The organism is Brevundimonas sp. TWP3-1-2b1, assembly GCF_049896165.1.
Classification (GTDB): domain Bacteria; phylum Pseudomonadota; class Alphaproteobacteria; order Caulobacterales; family Caulobacteraceae; genus Brevundimonas; species Brevundimonas subvibrioides_B.
Window position 1 is genome coordinate 172,882 of record NZ_JAFCTT010000007.1, and the last position, 15,987, is coordinate 188,868.

The 15,987-nt window shown below is 68.0% G+C and carries 15 protein-coding genes; 10 read left to right on the top strand and 5 right to left on the bottom strand.

Features of this window, described 5'->3' with window-relative positions; genetic code table 11:
- Positions 1–30: 30 nt before the first annotated feature.
- Both ACP7AB_RS08940 and ACP7AB_RS08945 read right to left on the bottom strand, forming a co-directional pair.
- Positions 31–1,320: a dicarboxylate/amino acid:cation symporter gene (locus ACP7AB_RS08940; protein WP_425990081.1), complete on the bottom strand. Its 1,290-nt coding sequence runs from the start codon at positions 1,318–1,320 to the stop codon at positions 31–33.
- A gap of 565 nt (positions 1,321–1,885) precedes the next feature.
- Positions 1,886–2,602, bottom strand: coding sequence for an HAD-IA family hydrolase (locus ACP7AB_RS08945; RefSeq protein ID WP_425990083.1), 717 nt, complete (start codon positions 2,600–2,602; stop codon positions 1,886–1,888).
- 66 nt (positions 2,603–2,668) lie between these two features.
- Here ACP7AB_RS08945 and glmU point away from each other — a divergent pair, with 66 nt between their 5' ends.
- Together glmU and rpiA are read left to right on the top strand one after the other, a co-directional pair.
- Complete coding sequence (glmU, locus tag ACP7AB_RS08950; protein WP_425990085.1) at positions 2,669–4,018, top strand: bifunctional UDP-N-acetylglucosamine diphosphorylase/glucosamine-1-phosphate N-acetyltransferase GlmU; 1,350 nt, start codon at positions 2,669–2,671, stop codon at positions 4,016–4,018.
- A 169-nt stretch (positions 4,019–4,187) separates the two neighbouring features.
- Positions 4,188–4,871: a ribose-5-phosphate isomerase RpiA gene (gene rpiA, locus ACP7AB_RS08955; RefSeq protein ID WP_425990087.1), complete on the top strand. Its 684-nt coding sequence runs from the start codon at positions 4,188–4,190 to the stop codon at positions 4,869–4,871.
- 19 nt (positions 4,872–4,890) lie between these two features.
- On the opposite strand, the gene ACP7AB_RS08960 is transcribed toward rpiA, so the two are convergent.
- Positions 4,891–5,847 carry a hypothetical protein gene (locus ACP7AB_RS08960; protein ID WP_425990088.1) on the bottom strand — a complete coding sequence of 319 codons (957 nt, stop codon included), beginning with the start codon at positions 5,845–5,847 and terminating at the stop codon, positions 4,891–4,893.
- Positions 5,848–6,180: 333 nt separating this feature from the next.
- On the opposite strand from ACP7AB_RS08960, the gene gor reads away from it, so the two are divergent.
- From gor to ACP7AB_RS08980, 4 genes are all read left to right on the top strand, one after another.
- Positions 6,181–7,560: a glutathione-disulfide reductase gene (gene gor, locus ACP7AB_RS08965; protein ID WP_425990145.1), complete on the top strand. Its 1,380-nt coding sequence runs from the start codon at positions 6,181–6,183 to the stop codon at positions 7,558–7,560.
- A gap of 195 nt (positions 7,561–7,755) precedes the next feature.
- Complete coding sequence (locus ACP7AB_RS08970; RefSeq protein WP_425990090.1) at positions 7,756–9,126, top strand: class II 3-deoxy-7-phosphoheptulonate synthase; 1,371 nt, start codon at positions 7,756–7,758, stop codon at positions 9,124–9,126.
- On the top strand, positions 9,123–9,710 hold the full coding sequence (locus tag ACP7AB_RS08975; protein ID WP_425990092.1) for a prephenate dehydratase domain-containing protein: 588 nt from the start codon (positions 9,123–9,125) through the stop codon (positions 9,708–9,710). Before ACP7AB_RS08970 ends, ACP7AB_RS08975 begins: the two co-directional genes overlap by 4 nt.
- A 282-nt stretch (positions 9,711–9,992) precedes the next feature.
- Positions 9,993–10,763 carry a chorismate mutase gene (locus ACP7AB_RS08980; protein WP_425990094.1) on the top strand — a complete coding sequence of 257 codons (771 nt, stop codon included), beginning with the start codon at positions 9,993–9,995 and terminating at the stop codon, positions 10,761–10,763.
- On the opposite strand, the gene ACP7AB_RS08985 is transcribed toward ACP7AB_RS08980, so the two are convergent.
- Positions 10,760–11,263 carry a cytochrome C gene (locus ACP7AB_RS08985; RefSeq protein ID WP_425990096.1) on the bottom strand — a complete coding sequence of 168 codons (504 nt, stop codon included), beginning with the start codon at positions 11,261–11,263 and terminating at the stop codon, positions 10,760–10,762. The two genes, ACP7AB_RS08980 and ACP7AB_RS08985, sit on opposite strands and share 4 nt — an antisense overlap.
- 112 nt (positions 11,264–11,375) lie before the next feature.
- On the opposite strand from ACP7AB_RS08985, the gene ACP7AB_RS08990 reads away from it, so the two are divergent.
- The gene (locus tag ACP7AB_RS08990; protein ID WP_425990098.1) at positions 11,376–12,560 is read left to right on the top strand and encodes a cation:proton antiporter; all 1,185 of its coding nucleotides are present in this window, start codon (positions 11,376–11,378) and stop codon (positions 12,558–12,560) included.
- Here the strand turns inward: ACP7AB_RS08990 and panC are convergent, their stop codons facing one another.
- On the bottom strand, positions 12,561–13,424 hold the full coding sequence (gene panC, locus ACP7AB_RS08995; RefSeq protein WP_425990100.1) for a pantoate--beta-alanine ligase: 864 nt from the start codon (positions 13,422–13,424) through the stop codon (positions 12,561–12,563). It lies immediately after the preceding gene.
- Between the two features lie 91 nt (positions 13,425–13,515).
- Here panC and ACP7AB_RS09000 point away from each other — a divergent pair, with 91 nt between their 5' ends.
- The 3 genes from ACP7AB_RS09000 (at position 13,516) to ACP7AB_RS09010 (ending at position 15,923) form a co-directional block, all read left to right on the top strand.
- Positions 13,516–14,187: an SPOR domain-containing protein gene (locus ACP7AB_RS09000; protein WP_425990102.1), complete on the top strand. Its 672-nt coding sequence runs from the start codon at positions 13,516–13,518 to the stop codon at positions 14,185–14,187.
- 469 nt (positions 14,188–14,656) lie between these two features.
- A complete protein-coding gene (locus tag ACP7AB_RS09005; RefSeq protein WP_425990104.1) occupies positions 14,657–15,490 on the top strand; it encodes a division plane positioning ATPase MipZ in 834 nt (277 codons plus the stop codon).
- A 13-nt stretch (positions 15,491–15,503) separates the two neighbouring features.
- Positions 15,504–15,923: a J domain-containing protein gene (locus ACP7AB_RS09010; protein ID WP_425990106.1), complete on the top strand. Its 420-nt coding sequence runs from the start codon at positions 15,504–15,506 to the stop codon at positions 15,921–15,923.
- The last annotated feature ends 64 nt before the right edge of the window (positions 15,924–15,987 follow it).

Here is a 15,987-nt window from a genome sequence, read left to right on the forward strand (position 1 = left end):
CATAGCCCGCTCCCCGATCAGAGGCAAGCCTCAGATGCCCGCCGCCCGCACGCCTTCCGGCGTCTCCGCGTCCGGGTCGCCCGGCAGCCAGGCGACGTGGCCGTCATAGATGCCCTCGTTGAGGATGCCTTCCTCCCTGGCCACCAGTACGGGGACCAGCATCTGGCCCGTGACGTTGGTCGCGGTGCGCATCATGTCGATGATCCGGTCGATGGCGACGATATAGCCGATGCCCTCCAGCGGCAGGCCCGCCGTCGACAGGGTCAGGGTCAGCATGACGATAGACGTGCCCGGCACGCCCGCTGTCCCCAGTGAGCCCAGAACCGCCGTCAGCCCGATCAGGACATACTGGGTGATCGACAACTCGATCTGGAAATACTGGGCGATGAAGATGGCCGCGATGGCCGGATAGATGGCGCCGCAGCCGTCCATCTTGACGTTGGCGCCCAGGGGCACGGCGAAGGCCGCGTAGGCCTGGGGCACGCCGAGCCGCTCGACCGTCTGACGCAGGGTGATGGGCAGGGTGCCGAGCGACGACGAGGTCGCGAAGGCCGTCTGCTGGGCCGCGAAGGCGCCGCGGAAGAAGCTGGTCGCCTTCAGCCCGTGCAGCTTCAGCAGGCCCGAATAGACGATCAGGATGTGGAACAGACAGGCCGCATAGATGGCGATGATGAACTTGCCGAGCGGCAGTAGCGCCTCCCAGCCATAACCGCCGACGACCGAGCCGATCAGGCCGAACACCCCGAACGGGGTCAGCTGGATGACCCAGCGGGTGATGCGGAAGATGATGGCGGCGCCTTCGTCGACGAACCGCCGCGCCGTCTGGGCCCGGTCGCCCAGCGCCACCAGCGCCGCCCCGACCAGCGCCGAGAAGAAGAGGATCTGCAGTACCTTCCCCTCGGCCAACGCCGCGAAGGGGTTGGTCGGGACGATGCCGATCAGCACGTCAAGCGGCGTCGGGATCTCCCGCGCGCGCACCTCGCCGAGCGGCAGGTCGGCCAGCCCCACGCCCGGATTGATCAGATGCCCGAAGGCGAACCCGACCAGAACGGCCAGCAGGGAGGTGATCGCAAACCACATTATGGTCCGCGCCCCCAGCCGGATCGCCCCCGCGCCTTCGCCGAGCCTGGCGATCGACGAGGCGATGGTGAACAGCACCAGGGGCGCCACCACCATGCGGATCAGGTTCAGGTAGATGTCGCCGATCGGCTGGAGCCAGACGGTCGCCTGTTCTCTCAGGATCAGACCGGCGACGATGCCCAGGGCGAACCCCGCCGCTGTGCGTTGCCACAGCGGGATGGCGAAGAATCTGGCGAACATACAGGCGGCTTTCGGGGAGGAGCCTCTCAAGATGTTGGCCGCAGCCCTGCGCCGCAACGCGATGGCGACCCAGGAATTCTGCAAAGAGGGTTAGAAAATCTCTTTCGTCATCCTGCGGCGAAGCGCAGCGGAGACCGGGGGACCCAGCGGCGCGCGAGAGCGCGAACCTGTCACGGACACTGCGGCTTCCGACATCGAGCCTGAAAAGATCGCCATCGGCGGCTCCCCCGGTCCGATCTCCGATCGGCCGGCGGATGACGATGCGTCCCCCGGTCTGCGCCGCTAGGCAGCGGCTTGCCGGAGGATGACGAAAGAAGAAGGTTCAGTGCGGCCCGTTCAGCGCCACATGCGCCGTCGAACAGCCCCCACGGCCCTCCGCCTCGCTCGGCCTTCGCCGCGTCCAGGGCGGCGCTAGCTGATCCGCTGGACCAGGGCTACGAACACGACGATGACCGTGCCGCTTAGCGCCACGCGATTGTGACGATGCAGGTAGGCGAGAACTTCTCCGAACACAGGCTTCTCCTTTTCGGGAGGAGAAGCTTGACAGTGAGGTCTGAAGATCGGGTTAGGCGCCCGCCAGGGCCCGCGTTACATAATGCTCCACCACGATCATATCGACGGCCTCCTCGATGTCCTCGAAGGCGTCGACGATGACGTCGGGCTCCAGATCCTCAATGGGCACGGGGGTGTAGCCGAAGCTCACGCCGATCGACGGGATGCCGGCGTCCTTCGCACAGTCGATGTCGGGCGCTGCGTCGCCGACCATGACGGCGCGGGTCGGGTCGCCGCCGACGGACCGGATCGCCTCGATCAGATGGGCGCCCGAGGGTTTGCGTTGGCTGACCCGGTCCGGGCCGACGATGGCGGCGAAATGCTTTGTCAGGTCGATCTTGCCCAGAAGCAGTTCCGAAAGGTCCGACCGCTTGTTGGTCACGACGATCAGGGTGGCGCCGCGCGCGGCCAGGGTCTCCAGGGTCTCGACCACGCCCTCAAACGGCCTGGAGTGGTCGGCGATGTGGTCGATGTAGTCGGCGATGAAGGCGTCGAACAGGGCGGGGTCGTTCGCCGCCTCGACGGGCGCTCCCGCCAGCTCGAAACCGTGGACCAGCAAGGCGCGCGCGCCGCCGCCGATCAGTTCCCTTGCGCTCTCCATCGGCGCGGGCGGCAGGCGTTTCAGGACCAGCATCCGGTTCAGCGTGCCGACCAGGTCCTCGTGCGTCTCGACCAGGGTGCCGTCGAGGTCAAAGGCCAGGGTCCAGCCTTCAAGGTCGCGTTCGATCATGGCCGTCTCCCGTCCGGCCCGCCGATGGGCTAGACCACGGCGCGTGACTAGACCCCGGACTGATTCATGACCACTCCCCATCCCAGAGCCGCCATCATTCTTGCCGCCGGCCAGGGCACGCGGATGAAGTCGCCCCTGCCCAAGGTGCTGCACCCCGTCGGCCATCGCGCCATGCTGGACCACGCCATCGATGCGGCCGAGGCCCTGCACTGCGAGCGGATCGTCGTCGTGGTCGGCGCCCACTCCCCGGAGGTCCGCGCCCATGTCGTGGCGCGTCTGGGCGAGGACGCCGTCGCGGTCCAGGACCCGCCCATGGGCACGGGCCACGCCGTCCGCGCCGCCGAGGCCGTGCTGGGCGACTTCATCGGTCAGGTCGTGGTCACCTATGGCGACGTGCCCCTGTTGCGCGCCGCCGACATCGAGGCGGTGTTCGAGACGCACGACGGCGTCACCGTGATCGGCTTCGAGGCCGCCGACCCCGGCGCCTATGGCCGTCTGGTCATGGACGGCGAAACTCTCGCCGCTATCACCGAGGCCAAGGAGGCGTCGCCTGAGGTTTTGGCCATAACCACTTGTAATTCTGGCGTCATGGCTGCCCCTGTGGGCCTGTTGTTCTCCCTGCTGGCCGAGGTCAGGAACGACAATGCCAAGGGCGAATACTACCTGACCGACGTGGTCGAACTGGCCCGCAAACGCGGCGAACCGACCCGGGTGACCATGGCGTCCGAGGACTCCGTCATGGGCGTCAACGCCCAGTCCGAACTGGCCGGGGCCGAGACCCTGTTCCAGAAGGTCCAGCGCGAGACCTTCCTCGCCGCCGGGGTCACCATGGCGGCGCCGGACACCGTCCACTTCGCCTGGGACACGGAAATCGGGGCCGGATCAATCATTGAGCCATTCGTCGTCTTCGGCCCCGGCGCCCGCGTCGCCGAGCGCGCCCGCATCCGCAGCTTCAGCCATATCGAGGGCGCCACGGTGGCGACCGGCGCCGAGGTCGGCCCCTACGCCCGCCTGCGGCCCGGCGCGGACCTGGGCGAGGGGGCCAAGGTCGGCAACTTCGTCGAGGTCAAGAATGTCCGCATGGAGCCTGGCGCCAAGGCCAACCACCTGTCCTATCTCGGCGACGGCTCGGTCGGGGCTGGCGCCAACATCGGCGCGGGCGTGATCTTCTGCAATTACGACGGGTACAACAAGGCGAAGACCACGGTGGGCGAGGGGGCCTTCGTCGGCTCGAACGCGTCTCTGGTCGCCCCGGTCACCATCGGCGCGGGCGCCATCGTCGGCTCGGGCTCGGTGATCGTCGAGGACGTGCCTGCCGAAGCCCTGGCCCTGGCGCGCGGACGTCAGGTCAACAAGGACGGCGCCGGCGCGGCCTTCCGCGACAAGGCGAAAGCGATCAGGGAGAGCAGATCATGATCCCTCTCCCGGCGGGAGAGGGCTTGAGGCTCGCAGAGCGCAGCGATGCGTTCAGCCGAAAGGGTGAGGGGTTCGCCCTCACCGGTTGGCCTCTACCCCTCACCCTTTCGCGCAAGACCGATCGCTGCGCTCTCGGGCGCTCAAGCCCTCTCCCCACGGGAGAGGGACGATGAGCGATCTGCAAAAACAGCGCGCCGGAGAAGCCGCCGCCCTGCGCGTCGAGGCCGGCATGGTCGTGGGCCTGGGCACCGGCTCCACCGCCGCCTGGTTCGTCAAGGCGCTGGCGGCGCGTGGCCTGACCGGCCTGCGCTGCGTCCCGACCTCGGAGAAGACCGCCGACCTGGCCCGGGAACTGGGCCTGCCGCTGGTCACGCTGGAGGATGTCTCCCGCATCGACCTGACCGTCGACGGCGCCGACGAGATCGGGCCCGGTCTGGCCCTGATCAAGGGCGGCGGCGCGGCCCTGCTGCGCGAGAAACTGGTGTGGGAGGCGTCCCGCCGCTGCATTGTCATCGCCGACGCGGCCAAGGTCGTGCCGGTTCTGGGCGCCTTTCCCCTGCCGATCGAGGTGGTCGCCTTCGGTCACAAGACGACGGGCAACCGCATCGCCGACGTCTTGATCGACCACGACATCCAGATGCCCGCCCGCCTGCGTCAGGCGGATCGCGGCGTGGTCCGCACCGACGGCGGCAACGTCATCTACGACGCCAGATGCCAGGCCATCCATGACCCGGTCCGTCTCGCTGACGACCTGAAGCTGATCACCGGCGTGGTCGAGCACGGCCTGTTCCTCGACCTCGCTGACGAGGCGATCATCGGCACGGACTCGGGCGTGGAGATCAGGCTGCCCTGACCGCCACGCCGCTCAGGTCCTACTGTTCGGCGCTGTTCAGCCGGGCATGGGCACGGTGGATCGACGAGGCGATCTCGCGATTGCTCGCCCGCGTGCTGCGCAGGGTGCGCCGGGCGTCATACAGGCCTTCGAGATAGGCGAGGTCCCACTGCGTCAGGCCTTCGGCGGTCTCAGGCGCATCGAACACGTTCAGCACAGAGGCGTAGGCGCTGGTGTCTGCTTCCGGATTGATCTGGGCGAATATGACCATCGAGACATAATCGGCCAGTTGCTGCGTCGAGACGTTGGCGACCTGATCCACGTCGACGACGACCACGGTCTGGATGATCTCATTGACGATCTGGGTCGTCAGCCGTGAGGCGAACCGGGTCGAAACGATGGGCGCATAGGTGATCGGCTTATCGCACTCCAGCCGGCAATCGCCCGGAAGGCGTACAGCGCGAAGACCGGTGTCGCTGTCCACCGGCATGCTGACCGTCCACCAGCGCACCGGTTCATCCGAAGTCTGGAACGCTTCGAAGGCCGTATGTCCACGATCCATTCCGGATCCGCCCATCATGAACCGGGCGCGGCGCTGTGTCAGCTCTTCGGTCGCTTCGTCCGCATCCGCAGCGGCCATGACGATGACGTTGGGCTGGCACCCCGGGCGGCCGGTTTCCAGGCCGAGATCCTGGGCCACCGTCTGCACACGATCGACGATGTATTGCCCAACGTCGTTGCGGAGGTTGGCGACGCCGACGCAGACCGTCGCATCCCAGCGGGCCAGCCCGCGACGATGGGCGGGGGCGGCGACCTCCTCGACGAAGTTCAGGATCATGGAGTCCAGCGGACGGCCCGTGACCTCGATGTCCTCCAGCCTGACCGGTTCGCCCGTCTGGGCGACCTGCGGTGCGACCTGGAGCGGCCGGATCGACGCATTGGCGTCGCCCTCGATCGACAGGGTGGCCATGACGGCCAGGGCAGCGAGCGTAAGCATGACGGCGTCTCTCCTGAACAGGTCCCGGAGACAAGGCTAACACTGATCTGTGGTTGTTCAACTGCGGCTGATTCAACGCGCCTGACGTGGCCGGAAAGCGACAGATGCGCCGCGCGATGAGCGCGTTCCTGAGGCCCGACGCCGGCCCGTTCGAGCCCTGCCATCGCGGCTGGACGGGGAGGGGGCCCCGAGGCCTGGAACTGAAGCGGGCAGGGCGCTTGTCCCGAGTGTCAGCGGCGCCTAAATCCATCCGCCGACGCCGCCAGCGACGTCCGGCCTCTCCGGACGCTTCGGACGCTTCGGACTGTGTTTCCCGTCCGCTTCGAGATCGCCATGGCCGACTACGACTACGACCTCTTCGTCATCGGCGCCGGCTCCGGCGGGGTACGCGCGGCGCGTCTGACGGGCCTCGGCGGCAAGCGCGTCGCCATAGCCGAGGAGTTCCGCGTCGGCGGCACCTGCGTCGTTCGGGGCTGCGTGCCGAAGAAATTCATGGTGATGGCCTCGGACTTCGCCCACCAGTTCGAAACCGCCGTGGGCTATGGCTGGACGGTGGAGGCCAGCTTCGACTGGCCGAAATTCATCCAGGCCAAGGACGTCGAGATCGCCCGACTGTCGGGCATCTACGCCGCCAACCTCGGCAAGGCGGGGGTCGAGCTGATCCACGGCCGTGCGGTCCTGAAGGATGCCCACACCGTCGAGATCGTCGGCAAGGACCAGACGATCACCGCCGAACGCATCCTGATCGCCACCGGCGGCCGGCCCTGGATGCCGGACGACCTGCCGGGCATCGAACACGCCATCTCCTCGGAAGGGGCCTTCCACCTGCCGGAACTGCCCAAACGCATCCTGATCGCGGGCGGCGGCTATATCGCGGTGGAGTTCGCCGGCATTTTTGCGGGTCTGGGGGTCGAAACGACCCTGATCTATCGCGGCCCGAACATCCTGCGCGGTTTCGACGACGATGTGCGCGCCCACCTGGCCGGCGAGATCGAGAAGCGCGGCATCAAGGTGATCCTGGGCTGCCAGCACGCCGAGATCAAAAAGACCGCAACCGGTCTGATGAACGTTCTGGAAAACGGCATGGAGATCGAGACCGACGTCGTCATGTTCGCCACCGGCCGGGTCCCGCACGTGGTCGATCTGGGGCTGGAAGCCGCCGGGGTCGAACTGAACGAGAAGGGCGCGATCAAGGTCGACGCCCTGTCCCGGACCACCGCCGACAACATCTGGTCCATTGGCGACGTCACCGACCGGATGAACCTGACCCCGGTCGCCATCCGCGAGGCCGTGGCCTTCCACGAGACGGTCTACAAGGACAACCCGCAGCATTTCGACTACGAGGCCGTCGCCACGGCGGTCTTCAGCCAGCCGCCTGTCGGCGTCGTCGGCCTGGCCGAAAGCGAGGCCCGCCACACCTGCGTCAAGGGCGTCGATGTCTATGTGGCCCGCTTCAGGCCGATGAAATACGCCTTTACCGGCAGTGATGAGCGGGTGCTGATGAAGCTGGTCGTCGATGCCGACACCGACCGCGTGGTCGGCGTCCACATCGTCGGCCCCGAGGCGCCGGAGATGATCCAGCTGGCCGCGATCGCCGTGAAGGCCGGCCTGACCAAGGCCCAGTGGGACGCCACCTGCGCCGTCCACCCGACGATGGCCGAGGAACTGGTGACCCTGAAGGTCAAACAGTCGCAGGAAACGAGCGCGGGGTAATGTCTCCTCCCTGTCGCGCAGCGATGGGGAGGTGGCGGCGAGCTCTTCGCGAGCTGACGGAGGGGTTCTGACGGCGGCAAGAACCCCTCCGTCTCCTCCGCTTCGCTACGGATCCACCTCCCCATTCGCCAGGCGGCGAGCAGGGAGGAGACCACATTTGTTGTTTCGCAACCGCGAGAGGCCTATTCTTCCGCAATGACCAAGCGCTGGACCCCTGAATCCTGGAGAAACAAACCCATCGTGCACATGCCGATGGACTATCCGGACCCGCGCGCGCTCGCCGCCGTCGAGGACGAGCTGCGCACCCTGCCGCCCCTCGTGTTCGCGGGCGAGGCCCGCAGCCTGACGGCCAAATTGGCCCAGGTCGAACGCGGCGACGCCTTCCTGCTTCAGGGCGGCGACTGCGCCGAGAGCTTCAAGGAGTTCTCGACCGACAACATCCGCGACACCTTCCGCCTGATCCTGCAGATGGCCGTCGTCCTGACCTTCGCGGGTCGCAAGCCCGTGGTGAAGGTCGGCCGCATCGCCGGCCAGTTCGCCAAGCCGCGGTCCTCGGCGGTGGAGGAGATCGACGGCGTCGAGCTGCCATCGTACCGCGGCGACAACATCAACGGCTCGGCCTTCACGCCCGAGGAGCGGATCCCCGATCCCCAGCGTCTGCTGAAGGCCTACAACCAGTCGGCCTCGACCCTGAACCTGCTGCGCGCCTTCGCCGGCGGCGGCTATGCCGACCTCTACAACATCCATCGCTGGACCCAAGGCTTCGCCGATGGCGGCGTCGGCGCCCAGTACCGCGAACTGGCCGAGAAGATCGCCGAGGCCCTGGCCTTCATGGAGGCGGTCGGCGTCACGCCCGAATCCCATCCGGACCTGTCGCGTGTCGAGGTCTTCACCTCGCACGAGGCGCTGCTGCTGAATGTCGAGAGCGCCCTGACGCGCCTCGACGGCGGTTCGGGCGAATGGTTCGACACCTCCGCCCACATGCTGTGGATCGGCGAGCGCACGCGTCAGCTGGACGGCGCCCACGTCGAGTTCATGCGCGGGATCAAGAATCCGATCGGCGTGAAGTGCGGCCCGACCATGGAGCGTGACGACCTCTTGCCGCTGATCGACGCCCTGAACCCGGAGAACATCCCGGGCCGTCTGACCATCATCGGCCGGTTCGGCCACGACAAGGTTCACGACCGCCTGCCGCGCCTGATGAAGGCCGCCAAGGCGCACGGCAAGAAGGTCATCTGGTCGATCGACCCGATGCACGGCAACACGCTGAAGGCCTCCAATGGCTACAAGACCCGACCGTTCGACCGCATCCTGGGCGAGGTGAAGGGCTTCATCGAGGTGGCCGAGCACGAGGGCGTCCACCCCGGCGGCGTCCACCTGGAAATGACCGGCCAGAACGTCACCGAATGCCTGGGCGGGGCCCAGGCCGTGTCCGAGGACGACCTGTCGAGCCGTTACCACACCCACTGCGACCCGCGCCTGAACGCCGACCAGGCGCTGGAGCTGGCCTTCCTGGTGGCGGAGCGTCTGAAGTCGGGCCGCCTCAACAGGTCGAAGGCGGCATGACCACCGGGGCTGTCGGCAGACCGGAGAGCGAGGACCGGGCAGGCCGCACGGCCTACCAGGGCGCCCCCGGGGCCTTCAGCCACGAGGCCTGCACGGACCTGCGTCCCTGGGACGAGCATGTGCCGTATGAGACCTTCGCCGCGGTCATCGCCGCCGTGCAGTCGGGCGACTGCGACTGCGCCCTGATCCCGGTCGAGAACTCGACCATCGGTGTCGTGGAGCCAGCGGCGACCCTGGTGGCCGAGGCCGGCCTGCCGATCGTCGGCGATGCCTGGCGGCCCATCCGCATGGCCCTGATGGCCATCGACGGCGCCGGGTTCGAACAGATCCGCACCGTGTCCAGCCATCCCATCGCCCTGCGCCAATGCGCCCGGACCCTGGCCGACATGGGCTTCGAGATCATCGAGGCCTTCGACACCGCCGGGGCCGCCCGGGAGGTCGCCGCACTGGGCGACCGCACCCGCGCCGCCATCGCGCCGGTCGCCGCGGCCGAGGTTTACGGACTGACGGTTCTGCGCAACGATCTTCAGGATTCCGACGACAACCGCACGCGATTTGTTCTTCTGGCCCGCGAACCGGGTTGACGTCGCACGATCGTTGCGTGTCTTAGGGTCCCATGGATCGCACACGATCCTCACAACCGGTTCGACTCATGTCCCCGCTGCGCGCTTCGCTTTCGCCCCTTTCGCTCCGTTCGCGCGCGGCTGCCTGCTATCTCGGCTCCTATTTTTACGGCTTTCGATACGCCGGCTGAGGCCTCGAGCATTCCTCGCTCCTGACAGCCTCGCCGGCGACCGCCCTCAACCAGGGCGGCGGCGCACCCCTTCGCCCTTCATCGAAATGCATCCCGTGAAAGCTCAAATCCCATGCCGAATTCGAACCTCCAGCAAGTCTGGCCCGACATGAATCCCGAAGAGATGTCGCCCGAGCAGATGGCCCTGGCCGCCCTGCGTCACGAGATCGACCTCGTCGACGACGAACTCCTGGTCCTGTTCCAGCGCCGCCTCGCCATCGCCGCCAAGGTCGGCCAGGCCAAGGACGCGCCCCACGGCCCCCACACCAAGCTGCGCCCCGACCGCGAACAGACCGTTCTCAGCCGCGTCATGGCCAGGGCCGATCCCGAGAACGCCGTCGCCGTCGAGGGCCTGTGGCGCGAGATCGTCGGCTGGGGTCTGGCGCGCCAGGGCCAGCTTCAGGTCCAGGTCTGGGCTCCGACCGACCCGACCCGCGCCTTCGACGGCGCCCGCCATCGTTTCGGCACGGCCGCCTCGATCCGCATGGTCCGCGACCCGCAGGCCGCGCTCGCCTTCGCCGCCGAGGGCAAGGGTGTCGCCGTTCTGGCCGTGAATACCGAAGATTCCTGGTGGGTCGGTCTGCGCCGCGACTGGTCGAGCCTGAGCGTCTTCGACGGCTTCGGCTCGGCCGGTGGTCAGCCGACCTCTCTGGCTGTGGGCAAGATCGACCCGGCCGCCCTGCCCAGGGGCCGCCGGGTCGTGGTCAGCGCGGGCGGAGACGCCGGCGACGGCGGCGGCGCGCGTCGCTGGGGCCTGAACACCCACCACGGCTGGACTCTGGCCCTGACCGAGGCCGACCTGACCCCCGGCGACGCCGAGGGTTGTGTCGGCGCGATCGGCTAGACCGCCGGAGCGGGCGGCGTCGCACCGGGCGGCAGCGGGGCCGGCGCAGGCTGGCCCGGGTCGCCCGGCAAGGACTTGATGTAGCGATAGACGGCGCGCTTGTCGGCCTCCGACATCGCGCGGACGCTGGGCCATGGCATGGGCGGCAGGCTGGAGCCTGTGGCCAGCAGTTCGACCCACTGGTCTTCAGTCATCCGGCCGACGGTCATGCGAAGGTTCTTGCCATAGGTCGTGCCCCACGGCCCGGTGTGGCCCTCGGTCGACCCCTTCAGCCACTCGCTTTCGGGCGGCTGGGCCCCGCCGGTCAGGGCATACTGCGGCGTATGGCAGTCGTTGCAGCCGCCGACCAGAACGACATAGCGGCCTGCCTCGATGTCGGACGCGGCGATGACCCGGGGGCCGTCCGCAGCGTCCGTGCCGACCTGGGTTTCTATCGTCGGCTGGCATCCGGCCAGCAGTGCGGCCGTGCCCAGACACGCGACCAGATCGGTCCGCTTCATCTCAAATCCCCCCGTTATCCCGCGGGGAATGAAATCCGCGCAAACGCGTTCGTCAAGCTTGGCTGGAATCGGCTAGGACTGGGTCGCGCGTTTGGATCGCGATGGGCCCCGCATGAATACGACGGAAGTCTTCCTGATCGCCATGCTGATCATCTTCAGCCTGCCCTGGCTGGTCTGGCGACTGCTGAAGACCGATCACTACGCCCCCCTGGTGGTGGTTCAGATTATCGCCGGAATCCTCCTGGGGCCGGGCGTTCTGGGCGCGACCTTTCCCGACTACTACGCCTTCGTCTTCAATCCGCAGGTCGTCTCGGCGCTGAACGGCATCGCCTGGTGGGCGGTGATGATCTTCGTCTGGCTGGCCGGGATCGAGCTGGATCTGAAACAGGCCTGGGCCAGCCGGGGCGAGACGGGGATGACGGCGGGCCTGGCGCTGGCCACGCCGCTGCTGTTCGGTTGTGGGGCGGCGGCCGTGATGCTGCAGTTTCCCGGCTGGATCGGCGCACGGGCGACGACGTGGCAGACGATCGCCGGCATCGGCATGGCCTGCGCGGTCACGGCCCTGCCCATCCTGGTGCTGTTTCTCGACAAGCTGGGCATTCTCAGGAAACCGCTGGGCCAGCGTGTCCTGCGCTATGCCAGCCTGGACGACATCGCCATCTGGGGCGTTCTGGCCCTGATCATCCTGGACTGGGACCGGCTGGGGCGTCAGGCCGGTTTCCTGGTCGGCTTCCCGATCGCCTCGATCGCCCTGCGCGCCCTGATGCAGCGCATGCCCCGCACCGACCGCTGGTACGTCGGCCTGATCTGGCTGGCCGCCATGGGCTTGGTCTGTGACTGGGCCGGCCTGCACTTCATGGTCGGGGCCTTCCTGGCCGGGGTGGTGATGGAAAAGGACTGGTTCGACGAGGCCGAGATGGACGGCTTTCGCCACATCGTCCTGCTGACGATAATGCCGGTCTTCTTCCTGTCGACGGGTTTGCGCACCCAGTGGGGCGTCGGCGGCGCGGCCGTGTTCGGCGCCGCGGCCCTGCTTTTGCTGGCCGCCGTCGCCGGCAAGCTGGCGGGGGTTCAGCTGGCGGGTCGCATCCTGAAGTGGCCGAAAGGGGAGGCGACGATCATCGGCTGGCTGCTGCAGACCAAGGCCCTGATCATGATCATCTTCGCCAACATTCTGTTGGACAAGCAGATCATCACCAACGAGACCTTCACCGCCCTGCTGCTGATGGCGCTGGGCTCGACGATGCTGACCATTCCGATCGTCAAGCCACGCCTGGCCCGGCTCGCCTCGGGCTGATCATAGCGCCATGTTGTCGATCAGCCGCGTTTTTCCCAGCCATGCGGCGGCCAGGATCCGGGCCGGTCCATCGACGACCCCGTTCGCAAACGCCGCCAGATCGTCGGCGCGGCGCACGGCGACATAGTCCACCCCCTCGAACCCGGCCTTCAGCAGCTCGGCATAGGCCTGCCGCTCCACCGCTGCGAGCGGACGCCTGTCCGCCGCCTTCATCGCCGCCTCGGCCAGGATGCCGTTCAGCCTGCGCGCCACCGTCAGCTCGGCCTCGGCCAGATAGGCGTTGCGCGACGACAGGGCCAAACCGTGCCCGTCCCGCTCGGTTGCCGAACCCACGATCTCGGTCGGGATGTCCAGATCACGGGCCATGCGGCGAACCACCAGCAGCTGCTGATAGTCCTTCTCTCCGAACACGGCGACGTCGGCCTGGACCTGGTTGAGCAGCTTGGCCACGACCACGGCCACCCCGCCGAAGAAATGCGGCCGGAAGTCGGTCTCCAGCCCTTGCGACGGACCCGACACCCCGACCGACGTCGAGAAGCCCTCCGGATACATTTCCCCGACCGTCGGCGCGAACAGCAGGTCGCATCCGGCCCCGGCCAGCAACCCCGCATCCTCTGTCTCGCGACGCGGATAGGCGCCGAGGTCTTCATGCGCCGCGAACTGGGTCGGATTGACGAAGACGCTGGCGACCACCTTGTCCGCCCGCCGTCCGGCCTCGCGCACCAGGGTCAGATGGCCTTCGTGCAGGGCACCCATGGTCGGCACGAAGGCCACGGTGAAGCCCTGACGACGCCAGTCGCGCACGGTCGCGCGCAACGCCTCGACGGTGCGTGCGACGGGAAGGGGAGGAGCGTTCTCAGTCATGCTTACCGGGTTAACCCTTCGACTTAAGCCTGTTCGTGCACGGGACGGCAAAAGGTGCCGGGCTATGGGTCGGCTTATGACGCCCAGCAGAATGCTTCGTCCAGTGCTCCTCGGTCTCGCCGGCCTCGCGACCTCGTCGTGCAGCCTGGTCGAGGGCGACCCGCACCGGTTTGAGTCGATGGCCCAGATCGTGGCCGACATCCCTCTTGACGGGGGGCCGCTCCACAGTGGGCATCGCCCCGTGCGCACGGCGGCCGAGGGCGGCCTGCGTCCCGCGCTGGCCATGACCGAAGCGGTCGCGAACCCGGGCGCGCTGCGGGTCGAGGTCATGGATCCGCACGATCTGTGGGACGCGCGCGACGCCGGCCTGCGCGGCGCGGTCGAACGCGCCGCACCCGCCCTGATCGAGGCCGCGGCCCCCATGGTGGCTGAGGCGGTCGTCCAGCAGGTCTCGGACCGAATGCAGCCGCCCCGTGTCGAACGCACTGTGGTCCGCGCCACTCGGGCGGCCCCAACTGCGCTCACGGCGCCTCGCACGACGCTGCAACTCGGCGCCTTCTCCAGCCCGGGCGCCGCCCGCGCCGCCTGGACGCGTATCGCCTCAGCCGGCCATGCGGTTGCCGAACTGTCTCCTGTGTTCGAAGCGGTTGAGGTCGATGGCCGCCGCCTGACCCGCCTCAAGGTCGTCGCCCCCGCCGACGCCGCCCGCGCCGTCTGCCGCGCCGCCGATGCGGCACAGCTGGGTTGCCTGCGCCGGGGCTAGGTTCGCGCTCAGGCAGCGAGCAACTGCGTCGGGAGCGCTAGGACGAATCGACATTCAGCGTTCCAGACGCTTGTCATCCCGGCCGCAGCGAAGCGGAGAGCCGGGACGCTGAACGCTGAGCGTCAGACTCCCGGAAATCGCGCTGGCGATTATCCGGGAGAAGGCCCGACGGCCATTTGCTGTCTCCCGGACAGCCGCTTCGCGTCTTCCGGGAGGGTCGAACAGACGTCTTTTGGTCCCGGATAATCGCCAGCGCGATTTCCGGGATGACAAGGCTGAATGTCGATTCGTTCTATCGGACCTGGACTGCTCAAGCAGTGAGACGCCGCGCGTCGAGCGATAGCGCCCAAACATGTTCCACAGCCGTGTTTTAACCTTTCGTTGACGGAAGCGGCGTCGCGCCCGATTCTGGCGGACCATGGCGACCGGCGAGTGAGTCGGTCGTCGCCAGCTTTCGGATCATCGGTTCATGGCGCAGCCTCAGGTCATCGTCGTCGGCAACGAAAAGGGCGGGGCGGGCAAGTCTACCCTGGCCATCCATATCGTGTGCGGACTGCTGCACGCGGGCCGGCGCGTGGCCATCCTGGACCTGGACCTGCGCCAGCGATCGATGAGCCACTTCTTCGCCCACCGCGCCGCCTGGACCGCCGCCAACGGCGTGACCCTGCCCATGCCGATCGAGCCGGACCTCGGCGACGGCAAGGCTCTGGCCAGGGCCGACGAGACCGAACAACTCTCTCGTTTCGAAGCCGCCTTCGCCGAAGCGCAAGCGGCCGAAGTCATCCTGATCGACACCCCCGGCGGCGACACCGCCCTGTCGCGTGCGGCCCACGCCCGCGCCGACCAGATCGTCACCCCGATGAACGACAGCTTCGTCGACTTCGACATGCTGGGCACGGTCGACCCGGTGACCCTCGACCTTCTCAAGCCCTCGACCTATTCCGAGAGCGTCTGGGAGGCCCGCAAGCACCGCGCGATCTCGGAAGGCCGCCACGCCGCCATCGACTGGGTCATCATCACCAACCGCATGGCCGTCGCCGAGGCGCGCAACCGTCGCCGCCTGGAAGAGAAGATGCAGAAACTGGCCAAGCGGGTCGGCTTCCGCGTCGGTCCGGGCCTGCGCGACCGGGTCATCTACCGCGAGCTCTTCCCCTTCGGCCTGACCGTCGCAGATCTGTCGAACGAGGTCCGCCCCGTGGCCGTGTCCCTGGCCCACGTCGCCGCGCGTCAGGAGATGCGCAACCTGATGCAGTCTCTGGGCCTGGATGAGGTCGCTCTGCCGGCCCTGGACGCGGCGGCCTGACCCAGGTCCCGCCATGGGTCTGATCTGGCTGGTGCTGGTCGGCATCGGCGTCTGGGCCCTCGTCCGCCTGGGCCGTCAGACCGAGGGTCCCCGGCGCGGCCAATGGCGAGTCGCCGCCACGCTCATATCGGCCGCCATGCTGGCCGGAGGAGCCCTGGTCCTGTCGAAGGGCGCGTGGATCAGTGGCGGCGCGCTGGTCGGGGCGGCGCTTTGGTTGACCGTGGCGTCTCGCATGCGGCAGGTCGCGGCGAAGCGCGAAACCCTCGGGGACGTCGAGGCCCGCTCGATCCTCGGTGTCGGCGCCGATGCCGCCCCCGAAGCGATCAACGCCGCCTGGCGCCGTCTCATGGGGCGCGCCCACCCGGATCAGGGCGGCACCGAGGGATTGGCGGCGCGGCTGAATGCGGCGCGGGATCGGCTGCTCCGCAAGTAACCCTCTCCCTCCCCCTCGGGGGAGGGTGGTCGGAGCGAAGCGGAGACCGGGTGGGGAGGGCGCG